11 protein-coding genes are annotated in these 14,418 nt (G+C 61.6%); all 11 read right to left on the bottom strand.

Annotated elements, in window-relative coordinates:
- Positions 1-5 precede the first annotated feature (5 nt).
- Positions 6-1,448, bottom strand: coding sequence for an efflux transporter outer membrane subunit (locus tag NVB75_RS20800; RefSeq protein WP_258343075.1), 1,443 nt, complete (start codon positions 1,446-1,448; stop codon positions 6-8).
- A complete protein-coding gene (locus NVB75_RS20795; RefSeq protein ID WP_093203138.1) occupies positions 1,445-2,503 on the bottom strand; it encodes an HlyD family secretion protein in 1,059 nt (352 codons plus the stop codon). Before NVB75_RS20795 ends, NVB75_RS20800 begins: the two co-directional genes overlap by 4 nt.
- 26 nt (positions 2,504-2,529) lie before the next feature.
- Positions 2,530-4,065 (bottom strand): MFS transporter, encoded by a 1,536-nt coding sequence (locus tag NVB75_RS20790; protein WP_258343073.1) that lies wholly within the window; start codon positions 4,063-4,065, stop codon positions 2,530-2,532.
- Positions 4,066-4,294: 229 nt separating this feature from the next.
- Positions 4,295-5,215, bottom strand: coding sequence for a LysR family transcriptional regulator (locus NVB75_RS20785; protein ID WP_063033667.1), 921 nt, complete (start codon positions 5,213-5,215; stop codon positions 4,295-4,297).
- Between the two features lie 171 nt (positions 5,216-5,386).
- Positions 5,387-6,235 carry an ABC transporter permease gene (locus NVB75_RS20780; protein ID WP_017478025.1) on the bottom strand — a complete coding sequence of 283 codons (849 nt, stop codon included), beginning with the start codon at positions 6,233-6,235 and terminating at the stop codon, positions 5,387-5,389.
- A 12-nt stretch (positions 6,236-6,247) separates the two neighbouring features.
- Positions 6,248-7,099 (bottom strand): ABC transporter ATP-binding protein, encoded by an 852-nt coding sequence (locus tag NVB75_RS20775; RefSeq protein WP_258343070.1) that lies wholly within the window; start codon positions 7,097-7,099, stop codon positions 6,248-6,250.
- Between the two features lies 1 nt (position 7,100).
- A complete protein-coding gene (locus NVB75_RS20770) occupies positions 7,101-8,126 on the bottom strand; it encodes an ABC transporter substrate-binding protein (RefSeq protein ID WP_258343069.1) in 1,026 nt (341 codons plus the stop codon).
- A gap of 14 nt (positions 8,127-8,140) precedes the next feature.
- Positions 8,141-9,034 (bottom strand): TauD/TfdA family dioxygenase, encoded by an 894-nt coding sequence (locus NVB75_RS20765; RefSeq protein ID WP_258343068.1) that lies wholly within the window; start codon positions 9,032-9,034, stop codon positions 8,141-8,143.
- Between the two features lie 176 nt (positions 9,035-9,210).
- Positions 9,211-10,575 carry an HlyD family type I secretion periplasmic adaptor subunit gene (locus NVB75_RS20760; RefSeq protein ID WP_258343067.1) on the bottom strand — a complete coding sequence of 455 codons (1,365 nt, stop codon included), beginning with the start codon at positions 10,573-10,575 and terminating at the stop codon, positions 9,211-9,213.
- Positions 10,565-12,721, bottom strand: a complete 2,157-nt coding sequence (locus tag NVB75_RS20755) for a type I secretion system permease/ATPase (RefSeq protein WP_258343066.1) — start codon at positions 12,719-12,721, stop codon at positions 10,565-10,567. Before NVB75_RS20755 ends, NVB75_RS20760 begins: the two co-directional genes overlap by 11 nt.
- 40 nt (positions 12,722-12,761) lie before the next feature.
- A complete protein-coding gene (locus tag NVB75_RS20750) occupies positions 12,762-14,120 on the bottom strand; it encodes a TolC family outer membrane protein (protein WP_258343065.1) in 1,359 nt (452 codons plus the stop codon).
- Positions 14,121-14,418 lie beyond the last annotated feature (298 nt).

Raw genomic sequence — 14,418 nt, 5'->3', positions numbered from 1 at the left:
GTCATTCAGCGTCCGGCGGTTTGCAACGGATACACCGATTCCCAGCCACCGCCCAACGCCTTGTACAACCCGACCATGGCCAGAGACACGCCGGTGGAGCTTTCCACCCACTGCTCTTGCGTCGCCAGCAGCGCGCTTTGCACCGTCAGCACGTTGACGAAATCCACCACGCCTTCGACGTATTGATGCTGCGCAGTAGCGAGGGCGATCTGGTTCTGCCGAACGGCTTCGGCAAGGCTGTCGCGGCGCAGTTGGCTGGCGTTGTAGCGGGTCAGTTGATCGTCGATTTCATGCCAGGCCCGCAGCACGGTCTGCTGGTAGGCCAGGGCCGCTTCCTGTTGCTGGGCTTCGCGCAGATCGAGCATGCCTTGCAGCCGGCCACCGTTGAAAATCGGCAAGCTCAGCTGCGGCCCAAAGGCGAATGCACGGGAGCTCCATGAACCGAAGTCCGCCAGCTGCAACGCCTGGGAGCCCACGCTGCCGGACAGGGTGATACGCGGGTAGAAGTCGCCCTTGGCCACGCCGATGGAAGCGGTGGCGGCATGCAAGCGCGCTTCGGCCTGACGGATATCGGGGCGACGTTCGGCCAGTTGCGACGGCAGGCCAATGGCAACCTGACGTTGGGTCTGCGGCACGGCGGCGTCCTTGGACAGTTCGGCATACAGCGCTTGTGGCGGTTCGCCCATCAACAAGCTCAGGGCGTTGATCAGTTGGTCCTGGCGTTGCTGCAAGTCCGGCAGGCGCGCCTCGATGGCGGCGACTTGAGCGGCGGCTTCGGCGACGTCCAGATCAGTAGCAACCCCGTCGGCCAGCCGCAGCTGCGACAGCTTGAGGCTGTGGCGGGCGACGTCGAGGTTTTGCTCGGTGACGGCCCGGGTGTTCTGCACGCCGCGCAGTTGGATGTAGTCCTGGGCGGTTTCCGCCAGCACTGACAACAGCACGGCGCGGCGGTCGTTCTCGGCGACTTGCAAGGTCGCGTCGGCGGCTTCGGTTTCGCGTTTTACCCGGCCCCAGAAGTCCAGTTCCCAGGCGGCGGAGAACCCCATATCCCACTGGTTAAAGGCCGAGCGGCCATTCTTGCCGGAGGGATCGCTCAAGCCATCGGCGCTGTTGCGTTGGCGCAGGTAATCGCCGGTGGCGTTGACGGTCGGGTAGCGCTCGGCAGTGATCACCTGGCGCGCCGCGCGGCTTTGTTGCAGGCGACTGCTGGCGAGTTTCAGGTCGAGGTTGTCGGTCAGCGCGCGACGTGTGAGCGCGGTGAGTTGTACGTCGTGGAACACTTCCCACCAACGCTCTTCCAACGGCTCGTTGACCGCATGACTGGCGGCTTGTCGGCCCTGAGGCTCGGTCCATTTACCCAGCGGGTTTTGCGGGCGCTGAAAGTCCGGGCCGACGGTGCAGGCACTCAGGCTGAGCAAACTCAAGGTAATCCAGGCGAGGCGTCTCATTGCTGGGCGACCTCCCGTGGCTGGGCGGCGGCGTGGGTGTCGACGCTGGCTTCCACCGACATGCCGACCCGCAGGCGTTCGGTCAGCGCCTGGCCGGGCTCCAGGATGATTTTCACCGGAATGCGCTGCACCACCTTGGTGAAGTTGCCGGTGGCGTTGTCCGGCTTGACCGAGGCGAACGTCACGCCGGTGGCCGGCGCCAGGCTTTCAAGGTGCCCCTTGAGCACATCACCGTCGAGGCTGTCGACCCGCACTTCAACCGCTTGGCCTGCGTGCATGTGGGACAGTTGGGTCTCCTGGAAATTAGCCACCACATAAGCCTCGGCCAGCGGCACTACGGCGAGGATCTTGCTGCCCGGCGTCACATAGGCGCCAACCCGCACCGCGCGCTCACCGACCATGCCGTCCACCGGCGCGACGATGCGGGTGTACGACAACTGAAAGCTGGCCATTTCCAGTGCAGCCTGGGCACGTTTCAAACCGCCTTCGGCCGCATCCCGCTGGGCGCTGAGGATTTCCACTTGCTTGCGCTCGGCAGCCAGCACCGCCGTGGCACTCGCCAGGCGCGCAGTCGCCTGGTCGATACGGGTCTTGGCTTGCTGGGCGTTCTGCACGGTGCCAGCACCTACGCCGGCGAGGTGGTTGTAACGGTTCAGTTCATGTTCGGCAAATGCCACTTCGGCGCGATCTGCCGCCACGGTGGCCTGGGCCTGGGCGATCACCGAGCTTTGCCGCTCCAGGGTTGCCGTGGCGTTTTTCAGTTGCGCCTGGGCCACCAACGTATCGGCGTCGGCCGCCTGGGCGGCGGCGCGGAAGTCACGGTCATCGATCAACGCCAGCAACTGGCCGGCCTTGACCCGCTGGTTGTCTTCCACCAGCACTTCCTTGATAAACCCGGCCACGCGTGGCGCCACCAGGGTGTAGTCGGCGGCGACGAAGGCGTCGTTGGTGGTCTGGCGCTTGCTGCCGAACACGCCCGGCGCCAGCAGGTAAACCAGCACACCCACGGCGAACACGGTGATGACGGTTACAGCGATTTTGTCTTTGCGTTTCATAACAATCCCTTTGGCTCAGTGAGCAATCAAGTCGGCGCGCGGGGCGGATAAATCCGCGTCGGCAGCCAGAAAATCAGCAGGATCAACACCGCCGCGACACCGGCCATGACGTAGTAGAGATCCGAAGAAGTGAGCACCACGGCCTGCTGGTGCAAGCGATGGGCAAGGCCGGCGGCATCGCTGTCGGCCAGGGGCGAGTTGCCCAGGCTGTCCACCAACATGGTCGAGTGGAAATGCAGACGGTGGGTGGTCAGGGCGTCTATAACGCCGGTAGCGACCACGGCGGCCAGGCCTTTGACGGTGTTGAACCACGCCGAGGCGAACGGCCCGTCCTGGGGCGTGATGCTGCCGGTGGAGAGCATCAACAGCGGCAACACCGCCATGGGTTGCCCGAAGATTTGCAGCAACTGCAGCGCGTAGAAATCATCGCGGATCCACGCCGACGTCAGTTGCGCCCCGCCCACACAGGACAGGATCAACATGCTCAAGCCGATGCCCAATACCCAGCGGCAATCGACCCAACGCAGGTTGCACAGCGCTGCCACCAACGGCAGCGCGATCAACTGCGGCAGCGCCATGATCAGCATCACCGGGGCAGTTTGCAGCGGACGGTAGCCTTGCACCTGGGCCAGGTAGCTGGACGGAATGATGGTCACCGCCAGCAGCACGATCAGCACGCCGGCGAGCACAATCAGCGCGAACGCCAGGTTACGGATGCCGAGCATCTGCAACTTGAAAAACGGCATCGGGTGCGACCACTCGTTGATCATGAACAGCACCAGCAACACCAGGCCGCCGATCAGCAACGAGGTGATCAGCGGTGATTCGAACCAGTCCAGGCGGTTGCCCTGCAACAGGCCGATCACCAGCATGCAGATCGCCGGGAACCCCAGCAGCAGGCCGCGCCAGTTGAACTGCTTGAAGCGCTCCAGGCGGACGGGATCCTGAGGCAAGCCGTAGGCCACAGCAGCCATGGCCAGCAGGCACGGCCCGACAATCTGCCAGAACGCCCATTGCCAGCCGACGTATTCGGTCCACATGGCCGCCAACGGTGTGCCGAGGCTGGGGCCGAAGGTTGCGGTCAGGGCGTAGCCGGCCAGGCCGTACAGCTTCACGTTGGCCGGCAGGAACCGCAGGGCCACAGTCATCAGCATCGGCGGCAAGGCGCCGCCGGCCAGGCCTTGCACGGTGCGCAAAATCAGCAGGCTTTCGTAATTCGGTGCGAACGGGCACAGCACGCCAAGCACGGTGAACAGGCCAATGGCGCACAGGGTGAAACGGCGCAGAGAGAACGTCACCGAACACCAGGGTGCAAAGGCCATCGCCGAGACGGAGGTGGCGGTGTACGCAGCCACCAGCCAGGTGCCTTCGTCAAAGCCGATGTACATCGCACCGCGAATATCGGCGAGGGCGACTTTGGTCACCATCTCGTTGAGGCCGGACACCAGCACTGCGAGCAATACGCCCACCAGGCCGATGATGATGCGCGGGCCGAAAACGGGCGGGGTGATGGCGGTCGGCTTGGCTGCGGCCAGGGGTGCGGGGGCAGCGAGGGACGTCATGAACTACAACTCGGAATAGGAAATACCCGAGCAGTTTAATCAGGCTTAGACATGACAAAAAGTGACTTATAGGAAGCTTATAAGTGCACCAGACGCAATGATCAAAATATAGGCGATCTCTGTGGGAGCCGGGCTTGCCCGCGATGGCATCACCTCGCTACTCCCGAAAAGCCGAGTCGCCCGCATCGCAGGCAAGCCAGCTCCCACATTGACCTAGCTCACTTGCGACTCACGTGGGTTGCGCTTCTTGCCACGTCGCCTCGCAGCATTCACGCATGGTCTCGCGCAGCCATTTATGGGCCGGGTCCTTGTCGAAACGCGGGTGCCAGGCCTGGGTCAACACCAGGGTCGGCAGGGAGATCGGCAGGGTGAAGGCGCGCAACGGCAGCTTCAGGCGATTGGCGCTGTAGAGCGCTTCCTTGGGCACCGGCAGGATCAGGTCGGAGTCCGGCAGCATGAACATCGCGCCGTGAAACCCCGGGGCGATCATGGCGACTCGACGTTCCAGGCCCTGGGCGTTGAGCGCCGTGTCGATCGGCCCACGGGCGATGCCGCGCCGGGAGATGCTGATGTGGGAGTAGCTGGCGAACCGTGCTGCGGTGATTTCTCCATCGAACAACGGATGCCCTTCCCGCGCCAGCCCGACGAAGGTGGTGGTGAACAGGTTTTGCACCTTCACTTCCGGAGTGATCGGCATGGTGTTGCCCACCCGCAGATCGAGCCGGCCTTCACGCAGGGCTTCGTCGTCGGTGTCGCCTTCGGGCACGAAGCGCAGCTCGCACAGCGGCGCCATGCGCTCCATGGTGTCGAACAGCCGACCGCCATACACCCCGACAAAAAAGTCATTGGCCCGCACGCTGAACCGGCGGCGCAACGTGCGCAAGTCCACTTCGTCCGCCGAGCGAAACAGCAGCGCCGCCTGTTCCACCACGTTACGCACCTGGCCTTGTAGCTCCAGGGCCTTGGGCGTCGGCACCAGGCCGCGACCGGCGCGCACCAGGATCGGATCGCCCACCGCCTCACGGATTCGCGTGAGGGTGCGGCTCATGGCGGCCGGGCTCAGGTTCATCCGCCGCGCGGCACCCACCACACTGCCCTCGTCGAGCAAGGCGTCGAGGGCGACCAGCAGGTTCATGTCCGGTAATTGCATGCCAAGCACTCGTGATGGGTTGGGAGTGAACTTGGCGCAATCGTAGCAGGCTTCTCTGTAGGAGCGAGCTTGCTCGCGAAGAACGTTAACGGTAACGCGGGCATCCTGAAGGGACGCGTCGCCTGGGCATTTTTCGCGAGCAAGCTCGCTCCTACAGGGAGCAGCAGGTGATTAGCGTTGCATGCCCCAACGCTTCACGGTGACCCGCTCCAGGGTGTCAAACACCAGGTTCTCCACCAGCAGACCGATCAGGATCACCACTGCCAAGCCGGCAAACACCTTGTCGGTGTACAGCTCGTTGCGGTTCTGGAAGATGTACCAGCCCAGCCCGCCCTTGCCGCTGGTGGCGCCGAATACCAACTCGGCCGCAATCAACGTGCGCCAGGCAAACGCCCAGCCGATTTTCAGCCCGGCGAGGATCGACGGCAGCGCCGCCGGGATCAGGATGAACAGCACAAAACGCATGCCCTTGAGGCCGTAATTGCGACCGGCCATGCGCAGGGTTTCCGAGACACCGAGAAACCCGGAATAGGTGTTGAGCGCCAGCGCCCACAGCACTGAATGCACCAGCACGAAGATCAGGCTGTTCTGCCCCAGGCCAAACCACAACAGCGCCAGCGGCAGCAGGGCAATCGCCGGCAACGGGTTGAACATCGAGGTCAGGGTGCTCAGCAGGTCGCGGCCCAGCTGGGTCGACACCGCCAGGGTGGTCAGGGCAAACGCCAGCACAATGCCGATCAGGTAACCCTTGATCAGCACCACCAGCGAGATGCTGACCTTGCTCAACAGCTCGCCACTGGCCATGCCGTCGTAGAACGCGCTCAGGGTCTGCAGGAAGCTTGGCAGCAGCAGGTCATTGTTCTGATAACGCGCGGCCGCTTCCCAGAGGATCGCGAGCACAATCAGGATCAGGCTTTTACGCAGCCAGCCTTGTTGCCACAAGCGCTGACGCAGCGGCAACTCGCGCTCTACGCGAACACCGGGCAACGGTTCGAGGGTGATTTCATATTCCTGGCGCATGGTGGAAACCCTTCAATAAGCGATGCGGATATCGGCGAAACCCAGCTCGGTTTCCGCCTCGGGCGCTTCATCAAACAACAGCCGATGAATACGCCGCGCCGAAGCCTGGAACGCCACACCGCCGAGGCTGTGCAAGTCGTATTGATGGCTGTGGATTTCCGCCCGCACACGCCCGGGATGCGGCGACAGCAACAGGATGCGGTTGCCCACCACCAGCGCTTCTTCGATGGAGTGCGTGACGAACAACAGCGTGAAGCGCACCTCTTCCCAGAGCAGCAATAGTTCTTCCTGCATCTTGCGTCGGGTCAGCGCATCGAGGGCGGCGAAGGGTTCGTCCATCAGCAGGATTTTCGGCTGCATGGCCAACGCCCGGGCGATGGCCACGCGGGCCTTCATGCCGCCGGACAGGGTGTGTGGATAGGCATCGGCAAAGGCCGTGAGGCCGACCTTTTCCAGGTAGTACAGGGCCCGCTCTTCGGCCTCGCGACGCTTCAGGGTCTTGGAGGCGAGCAGCGGGAACATGACGTTCTGCTTGACGGTTTTCCACGGCGGCAATTGGTCGAACTCCTGGAACACCACGATGCGGTCCGGCCCTGGCTGCTCGACTTTTTGCCCAAGCAGACGGATCTCGCCCTCACACGGTTTGATAAAGCCGGCGATGGATTTCAGCAGCGTGGATTTGCCGCAGCCCGAAGGTCCCAGCAGTACAAAGCGGTCCGCCGGGTCGATCTCGAAACTGACCTGGTGGGTGGCCCGCACGACCCGTTCCGGCGTGCGGTATTCAAGGCTGACGTGGTCCACCGACAGGAGCGCTTCGATGGTTTTCGGGTTGCTGGCCGTGTGGCCTTGCAAGGGCGCGTTCATGTCAGCTCCCTTGCAGCGGTTTGGCGTCCTGGAAGAAGTAATCCTTCCACGATTCGGGTTTGTTTTTGATCGCGCCGACGCGATAGAGGAATTCCGCCAGCGGGTAGGTATTTTTCGGTGTGACGCTGAATTCGAATTGCGGGTTTTCGATGATTTTCAGCAGCTCGGCGCGGTCGATCTTGGCCTTGGTCACGCGGATGTAGGTATCGGCGGCGGCGCCTTTGTCGTTCTGGGCGAACTGCGCGGCTTCGGTCAGCGCCTCGACGAACGCCTTGTAGGTTTTCGGGTTGTCGTTGCGGAATTTCTCGATGGCAAACAGCACGGTCGGCGAGTTGGGGCCGAGGATGTCGTAGGAGTTGAGCACCACGTGCACATTCGGGTTGGTCAGGGCCTGTTCCTGAAACGGCGGGTTGGAGAAGTGCCCGGTCAGCTCGGTGCCGCCGGCGATCAACGCAGCCGTGGCATCCGGGTGCGGGACGGCGACAGTGTACTTGTCGAGGCGATTGAATTCCTTGTCGCCCCACTGCTTGGCCGCGGCGTATTGCAGGAAGCGCGACTGTACGGAGACACCCACTGCGGGTACGGCAATGCGGTCTTTTTCGGTGAAGTCAGCAATGGTCTTGACCTTGGGATTGTTGCTCACCAGGTAGTAAGGGAAGTTGCCCAGGGAAGCGACAGCTTTCACGTTCTGCTTGCCGTGGGTGCGGTCCCAGATGGTCAGCAGCGGGCCGACGCCAGCGCCGGCGATGTCGATGGAGCCGGAGAGCAACGCATCGTTGACGGCGGCGCCGCCGGACAGCTGGGTCCAGTCGACCTTGATGTCGATACCTTCCTGCTTGCCGTATTTTTCGATCAGGTTCTGGTCACGCACCACGTTGAGCAACAGGTAGACGATGCCGAACTGCTCGGCGATGCGAATCTCGCCTTCGGCCTGGGCGGCCGCAGGTGCAACAAGGCTGCCGGCCAGCAGGCTGACACCCAGGCCGACCGTGGCGGCCAGGCGCGCAAATGGGATTTTCTTGGACATGGTCATGCTCCGGATCAGAAAGGCGCATCGCCCTGGATGGTGGTGCGGAACAGCTTGCGCCGCAGGTGGCTTGGGCAGCCGGCCGCCAGATGGATCAGCGAGCGGTTGTCCCAGAACACCAGGTCGTGGGGCTGCCACTGATGGCGATAGATGTTTTCGGGCAGCACGCTGTGGGCGTAGAGCTGGGCCAGCAAGTCGCGGCTTTCATCTTCCTGCAGGCCGACGATACGGGTGGTGAAGCCCTCGCTGACGAACAACGCCTTGCGGCCGTTTTCCGGGTGGGTGCGCACGATCGGGTGCACCACTTCTGCCACCTGAGCGAGCTGCTCAGGGGTGAGGGTCGGGCGCCAGTTGCCTTCGAATTTGGTTTCGCTGTAGCGCGCCGTGTAGGAGTGTGCGGCGCTGCGACCTTCGACAGCCTTGCGCAGGTGCTCGGGCAGGTGGTCCCAGGCTTTGTGCATGTCGGCGAACAAGGTGTCGCCGCCTTCGGACGGCAGCTCCTGGGCATGGAGCATCGAGCCGAGGCTCGGCAGCTCTTTGTAGGAGAGATCCGAGTGCCAGAACTTGCCGGCGTCTCCCAGGCCGATGGATTGCCCATTTTCGATGATGTTGGAGACGATCAGGATTTCCGGGTGGTTGGCCAGCAGGAATTGTTTGAGCACGTGGATTTGCAGCACACCGAAGCGGCGGCTGAAGGCGATCTGTTGCTCGGGAGTGATGCGTTGGTCGCGGAAGACCACGATGTGATGATCCAGGTGCGCGCGATGGATGCGGGCGAAGTCCTGGTCGCTGACCGGGCGGGTCAGGTCCAGGCCAACGATCTCGGCGCCGACGCTGCCGGGAAATGGACGGATCTCAAAGGTTTGTGCAGTGTCGTTCGCTGTTGGAACAGTAGAGGTGGCAGACATGAGTTCACTCCCGGGCGGTCAGGAGAGTGACTTTATAGTCATAAGAACGGCATTTTAAATACCGTTAATGAATATCGATATGGCTTTTGTACAGGCCATGGCACTGGGGTGTTTTGGAGGGCCTCATCGCGGGCAAGCCCGGCTCCCACAGGGGACGGCCGGGCGTGCAGTCGGGATCAGCGCTCGTGCAACGCCTCTGCCCGCGCCCGAAGGATCGGCTTGAGCAGGTAGCTGAGGATGCTTTTCTTACCGGTGATGATGTCGACCGAAGCCACCATGCCGGGGATGATGATCAGCGGCTTCTCATCGGTGCCCAAGTGGCTGCGGTCGGTGCGCAGGGTGATCATGTAGTAGGTGGTTTTCTTGTCTTCGTCGGTGATGGTGTCGGCACCGATGCGCTCAAGCTTGGCCTTGAGGCCGCCGTAGATGGTGTAGTCATAGGCGGTGAACTTGACCACCGCTTCTTGTCCCGGATGCAGGAAGGCGATGTCTTGCGGGCGTATCTTGGCCTCCACCAGCAGGGTGTCATCCAGCGGCACGATTTCCACCATGTCGCTGCCTGGCTGGATCACGCCGCCGACGGTATTCACCAGCAGCTGCTTGACGATGCCACGCACCGGCGAGGTCACCAGGGTGCGGCTTACCCGATCTTCCAGGGCCTTGCCGGTAGACGCAGCCTTGTTCAGTTCGGTACGGGCTTCGTTGAGTTGCGTCAGGGCCTCACTGCGGAATTTGCCGCGGGTTTCGTCGATCTTGCGCTGCACTTCCTTGATCGCCGATTCGGCACGGGGAATCGCCAGGGTAGTTGCATCGAGTTGGCCACGGGTTTCCATCTCCGCACGCTTGAGCCGCAGCACTTCAACCGGCGAGACCGCGCCCTGGGCCACCAACGGCTCGGACATGTTGATTTCCTGGCGCTGCAACGACAGCTGGTTGCGGTATTGGCCTTGCTTGGAGGAGAACTCGCGCAGTTCCTGTTGACGCTGCACCAGTTGCTCCTGCAACCCGCCGACTTCGTCCTTGAGCTGCTGACGACGGCTCTCGTAGAGCGAGCGCTCACTGGCGGCCTGGCTCGGCGCGGCCTTGAGCACGTCGTCCGGAATATTCAGCGGACGGTCATCCACCTGCGCGCTCAAGCGTTCGACCCGCAGCAACATCGACAACCGCAAGGCTTCGGTTTCGCCGGCGTTGGACACAAAGCGCGTGTCATCCAGACGAATCAACGGCGCCCCGGCTTCGACGATCTGGCCTTCCTTGACGTACAGCTCTGCGACGATACCGCCTTCAAGGTTCTGGATTTTCTGCAGTTTGGAGGACGGAATTGCCTTACCGTCGCCGCGCGTCACTTCGTCGATACTGGAGAAATACGCCCAGCCCACCAGAAACAGGAAAAACGCGATGATCGCCCAGATGGTCAGACGGATGACCCGCGGCGCATCTTCGATCAGTGCTTTGTTGACCTCGGGCAGCGGCTGGTCTTGCAGGGATTCGGAGCCTTTGAAGTAGCGGCCAATCGCGTTTTTGAAGGACTTAAGCGACACTGATTTGCCCCTTTTTCAACGCTTCCATGACGGCGGCTTTCGGGCCATCGGCGAGAATCTGACCACGATCGACCACCAACAGGCGGTCCACCAGGGACAGCAGCGAGGCGCGGTGCGTGACCAGCACGACCGTCTTGTTTTGCACCACAGCTTGCAGGCGTTGTTTCAAGCGTTCTTCACCGGTGTTGTCCATGGCGCTGGTCGGTTCGTCGAGCAGCAGGATAGGCGGGTTGAGCAATAAGGCACGGGCCAGCGCGACGTTCTGCCGCTGGCCGCCGGACAGGTTCTGCCCGCGCTCGCCGACTTGCAGTTCGTAACCTTGGGGGTGCAGGCGGGCGAACTCGTGGACACCGGCCAATTCCGCGGCTTGCAGGACCATTTCGTCTTCGACATAGCGGGCACCGGATACCAGGTTGTCCCGCAGGGTGCCGGCGAGCAGTTGGATGTCCTGGGGCACGTAGCCGATGTTGTGGCGTAACTCGCTGACGTCGATCTGGCGAACGTCCACGCCGTCCACCAGCAAGGCGCCGGAGTCAGGCTGGTAGAGGCCGACAATCAATTTGGCGAGTGAGCTTTTACCCGAACCACTGCGCCCGATAATGCCGATTTTTTCCCCGGGTTTGATCACCAGGTTGAGGTTTTTCAGCGCGGCGTTTTGCTGGTCCGGGTAGGTGAAGTTCAGGCCCCGGCATTCGATCGCACCTTGCAGCGTGCGGCGGCTCATCGGACGCTCTTCGAAGTTGCGCTCTTGGGGCAACTCCATCATCTGGTCTACCGATTTCATGGTGACTTTGGCTTGCTGGTAACGGGTCAGCAGGCCAGACAGCGAAGCCAGCGGGCTCAAGGCACGGCCACTGAGCATGTAGCAGGCAATCAGGCCGCCCATGCTCAGGTTGCCGTCGATGATCTGGTAAACACCGAAGCAAATCATCACGACGCCCGCCAATTGCTGAATCAGCAGCGTCATGTTCATCGACAGGCCCGACAGCAACTTCACCCGCAGCTCCAGACGGCTGAGGGTGCCAATGGTTTGTTCCCACTGGTATTGGCGTTCGCTTTCGGCGTTATTGACCTTGACCGCGTCCAGCCCGGCGAGGGTTTCGATCAGGCTCGATTGACGCTCGGCGGCCAGGGCCATGGTTCGCTCCATGGTAGCCACCAGGGGCTTTTGCAGGGCGTAACCGATGCCCAGGGCCAGCGGGAACGCCAACACCGGGATCCATACCAGGTGCCCGCCGAGGATAGCGATCACCAGGAAAATCAGCAGGGTGAACGGCAGGTCGATCAGGCTGGTGAGGGTCAGCGACGCGAGGAAATCCCGCAGGCTCTGAAACTCGTGGATGTTTTGGGCAAAGCTGCCCACCCGCGCCGGGCGGTATTTCATGGACATCCCGACAATGCGCTCGAACAGCGTCGCCGAAATGATCAGGTCGGTTTTTTTCCCGGCCAGGTCCAGGCACAAACTGCGCAGGCTCTTGAGGATCAGGTCGAACAGGTAGGCGCCACCAATGCCGATAGCCAGCACCCACAAGGTGGCCGTGGCCTGGTTCGGCACCACGCGGTCATAGACGTTCATCACGAACAGCGGTGCAGCCATGGCGATGATGTTGATCAGGAAACTGGCGGCGATGGCGTCGGTGTAAAGCCAGCGCGAGCGCTTCAAGGTGTCGCGGAACCAGGAGCGGGCACGGGGAATCAGGGTGCCGTGGTTGACGTCGAACTTGTGCTGGGGTTGGGCGAAGAACACTTTGCCGGTGTAATCATCGGCCAGCACGTCGCGCTTGATGATGACTTCACCACCGTCGCTTTCGCTCAGCAGAATGCGGGCTTCGTCCTCGCCGTGCCAACCGACCAACACCGTGCTGCGACCGTCCTTGAGCAACAGCAAGGCCGGCAGGGCGATGGTCGGAATCTGTTCCAGCTTGCGTTGCAACAAACGCCCCTGGAGCCCCGCGCGTGCAGCGGCGCGAGGCAGCAGTTCGGCGCTCAGGCGTTGCGCAGGCAACGGCAGGCCGGTGGTGAGCATCGCCGCGCTGGCAGGTTTCTGATGCAGTGCACAAAGCGCAAGCAACCCGTCGAGTAACGGGTCGTCGTGCAGCATGCGTGGATCATGACTGAGATGAACTCGACTGACTTCTGATTCCACGCGGGTACTCTCGACTAACAGATGGGGCTTGGAGGGTGGCTCAATTCATCCCTGGCAGTTGGACTTTAGGCTTCACGTCGTTTTGCACGACGGAGGCCATTGGCGCGACCACTCCCTGGCTTTTGAGCAATTCGCCCATGGTCGCCTTGATTCGGTACTGAGTAAATAACTGAATGTTTTTGATCTCTTCCAAACGGCGGGAAGCGGTGAACAGTTCGTTCTCGCTGTCGAGCAAATCGAGCAGGGTACGTTGACCCAAACTGAATTGCTGCTGGTAGGAAGTGCGTACTCGGGTGCTGTGATCGACGTATTGCTGGGCGATCGGCACTTGGGCGTTGGCGTTGTTCAGGGCGTTCCAGGCCAGGCCCAGTTCCTCGTTCAACTGGCGCAAGGCGTTATTGCGGATATCCAGGGCCTGGTTGGACAGGGCCGATTTGGATTCCAGGTCAGCTTTGTTGCTGCCACCGGAGTAAAGGTTGAAGCGCATGCGCAACATGGCTTCCCAGCCATTGCTGTGGGACGGGTCACCGCTGACGTTGTTGTCGGCATTGGTGCCGAGTTCAGCGTCAAAACGCGGGTAGAACGTCGATTTGGCGGCTTGGTACTGCTGTTCGGTTGCGACGATGTCGGATTCAGCCGAGCGCAGGATCGGGCTGTTGTCGAGCATCTGGCGACGCGCTTCGTTCAGGTCGGCTGGCAGCATTGTCATGAACGGTGCCGGGCGCTCCAACTGGTCAGGCATCTGGCCCACGGCACTCAGATAGTTAGTCTGGGAGTCGGCCAGGTTGGTCTGCTCGGTGATCAGGTTGTTACGGGCTTGAGCCAGGCGGGCTTCAGCCTGGTCCTGGTCAGCACCGTTACCGACGCCGCGCTGGGTGCGCAGTTTGATCTGGTCGTAGATGCGCTCGTGATTGCGCAGGTTCTCTTCAGCCAGGCGCACGAATTCACGACGGGTCAGCACGTCCAGGTAGACCTGGGCAACGGTCAGGCCGGTGCGCTCGGAGGTGCCGAGCAACGAATAGGCACGGGAGTTAACGGTGGCTTGTTGACGCCCTACTTCGCTGGAAGTGGCAAAACCGTCAAAAATCATTTGCTGCAGGCGCAGGCTCGATTCGCCGCGGTTGAGCGTGTCCCATTGGTTGTTGCCACGGCCATTGGCGGCACGAGTGGTGGAGTTGTCCACGCCTTCACGACCGTAGCCGGCGGCCACATCCACCTTCGGCAGGTAGCCACCTTGGGCGGCTCGCAATTGGTAGTCGGCAGCGATACGACTATTTACGCCGGCCTGAATCTCAGGGTGCACGTCGAGCGCTTGTTGCATGGCCTGAGGCAATGTTTGGGCGTGTACAAAACTCGCGGCGAGGACGAACGGCAGTGCCTTAAACAGGTGCAAACGCATTTCAAAAATTCCCCAGGACTTCTTGTCTCAAATCACAGCAGATCGAGTCGCTGTGTCGGAAAATGGCAACCGTAATGACCGTACGTCGGAAAGTTCAAAAGCGGAACTGGTTCACACATGTAGGACGGTTCGCCGCATAAATATCAATGTGACATTAGTGGGGCGATTGTTTAGGATGGCGGCCATAAGGTCAATAGTTTGGCATAAAGTTAATTCCTAAAAATTATAGCCAAATTATTGACGAATCACCTGTCAAAAGTCCTAACACCTCCAAACTGACGCTAACTAGTGCTCAGGT

This window comes from Pseudomonas sp. CBS (assembly GCF_024734645.1).
Taxonomy (GTDB): domain Bacteria; phylum Pseudomonadota; class Gammaproteobacteria; order Pseudomonadales; family Pseudomonadaceae; genus Aquipseudomonas.
This window is presented reverse-complemented; position numbering and strand designations above follow the sequence as displayed.

Bases quoted from the DNA above. Each gene is read 5' to 3' on its own strand.
- NVB75_RS20800 (WP_258343075.1), bottom strand. From the start codon at position 1,448: ATGAGACGCCTCGCCTGGATTACCTTGAGTTTGCTCAGCCTGAGTGCC.
- NVB75_RS20795 (WP_093203138.1), bottom strand. From the start codon at position 2,503: ATGAAACGCAAAGACAAAATCGCTGTAACCGTCATCACCGTGTTCGCC.
- NVB75_RS20790 (WP_258343073.1), bottom strand. From the start codon at position 4,065: ATGACGTCCCTCGCTGCCCCCGCACCCCTGGCCGCAGCCAAGCCGACC.
- NVB75_RS20785 (WP_063033667.1), bottom strand. From the start codon at position 5,215: ATGCAATTACCGGACATGAACCTGCTGGTCGCCCTCGACGCCTTGCTC.
- NVB75_RS20780 (WP_017478025.1), bottom strand. From the start codon at position 6,235: ATGCGCCAGGAATATGAAATCACCCTCGAACCGTTGCCCGGTGTTCGC.
- NVB75_RS20775 (WP_258343070.1), bottom strand. From the start codon at position 7,099: ATGAACGCGCCCTTGCAAGGCCACACGGCCAGCAACCCGAAAACCATC.
- NVB75_RS20770 (WP_258343069.1), bottom strand. From the start codon at position 8,126: ATGTCCAAGAAAATCCCATTTGCGCGCCTGGCCGCCACGGTCGGCCTG.
- NVB75_RS20765 (WP_258343068.1), bottom strand. From the start codon at position 9,034: ATGTCTGCCACCTCTACTGTTCCAACAGCGAACGACACTGCACAAACC.
- NVB75_RS20750 (WP_258343065.1), bottom strand. From the start codon at position 14,120: ATGCGTTTGCACCTGTTTAAGGCACTGCCGTTCGTCCTCGCCGCGAGT.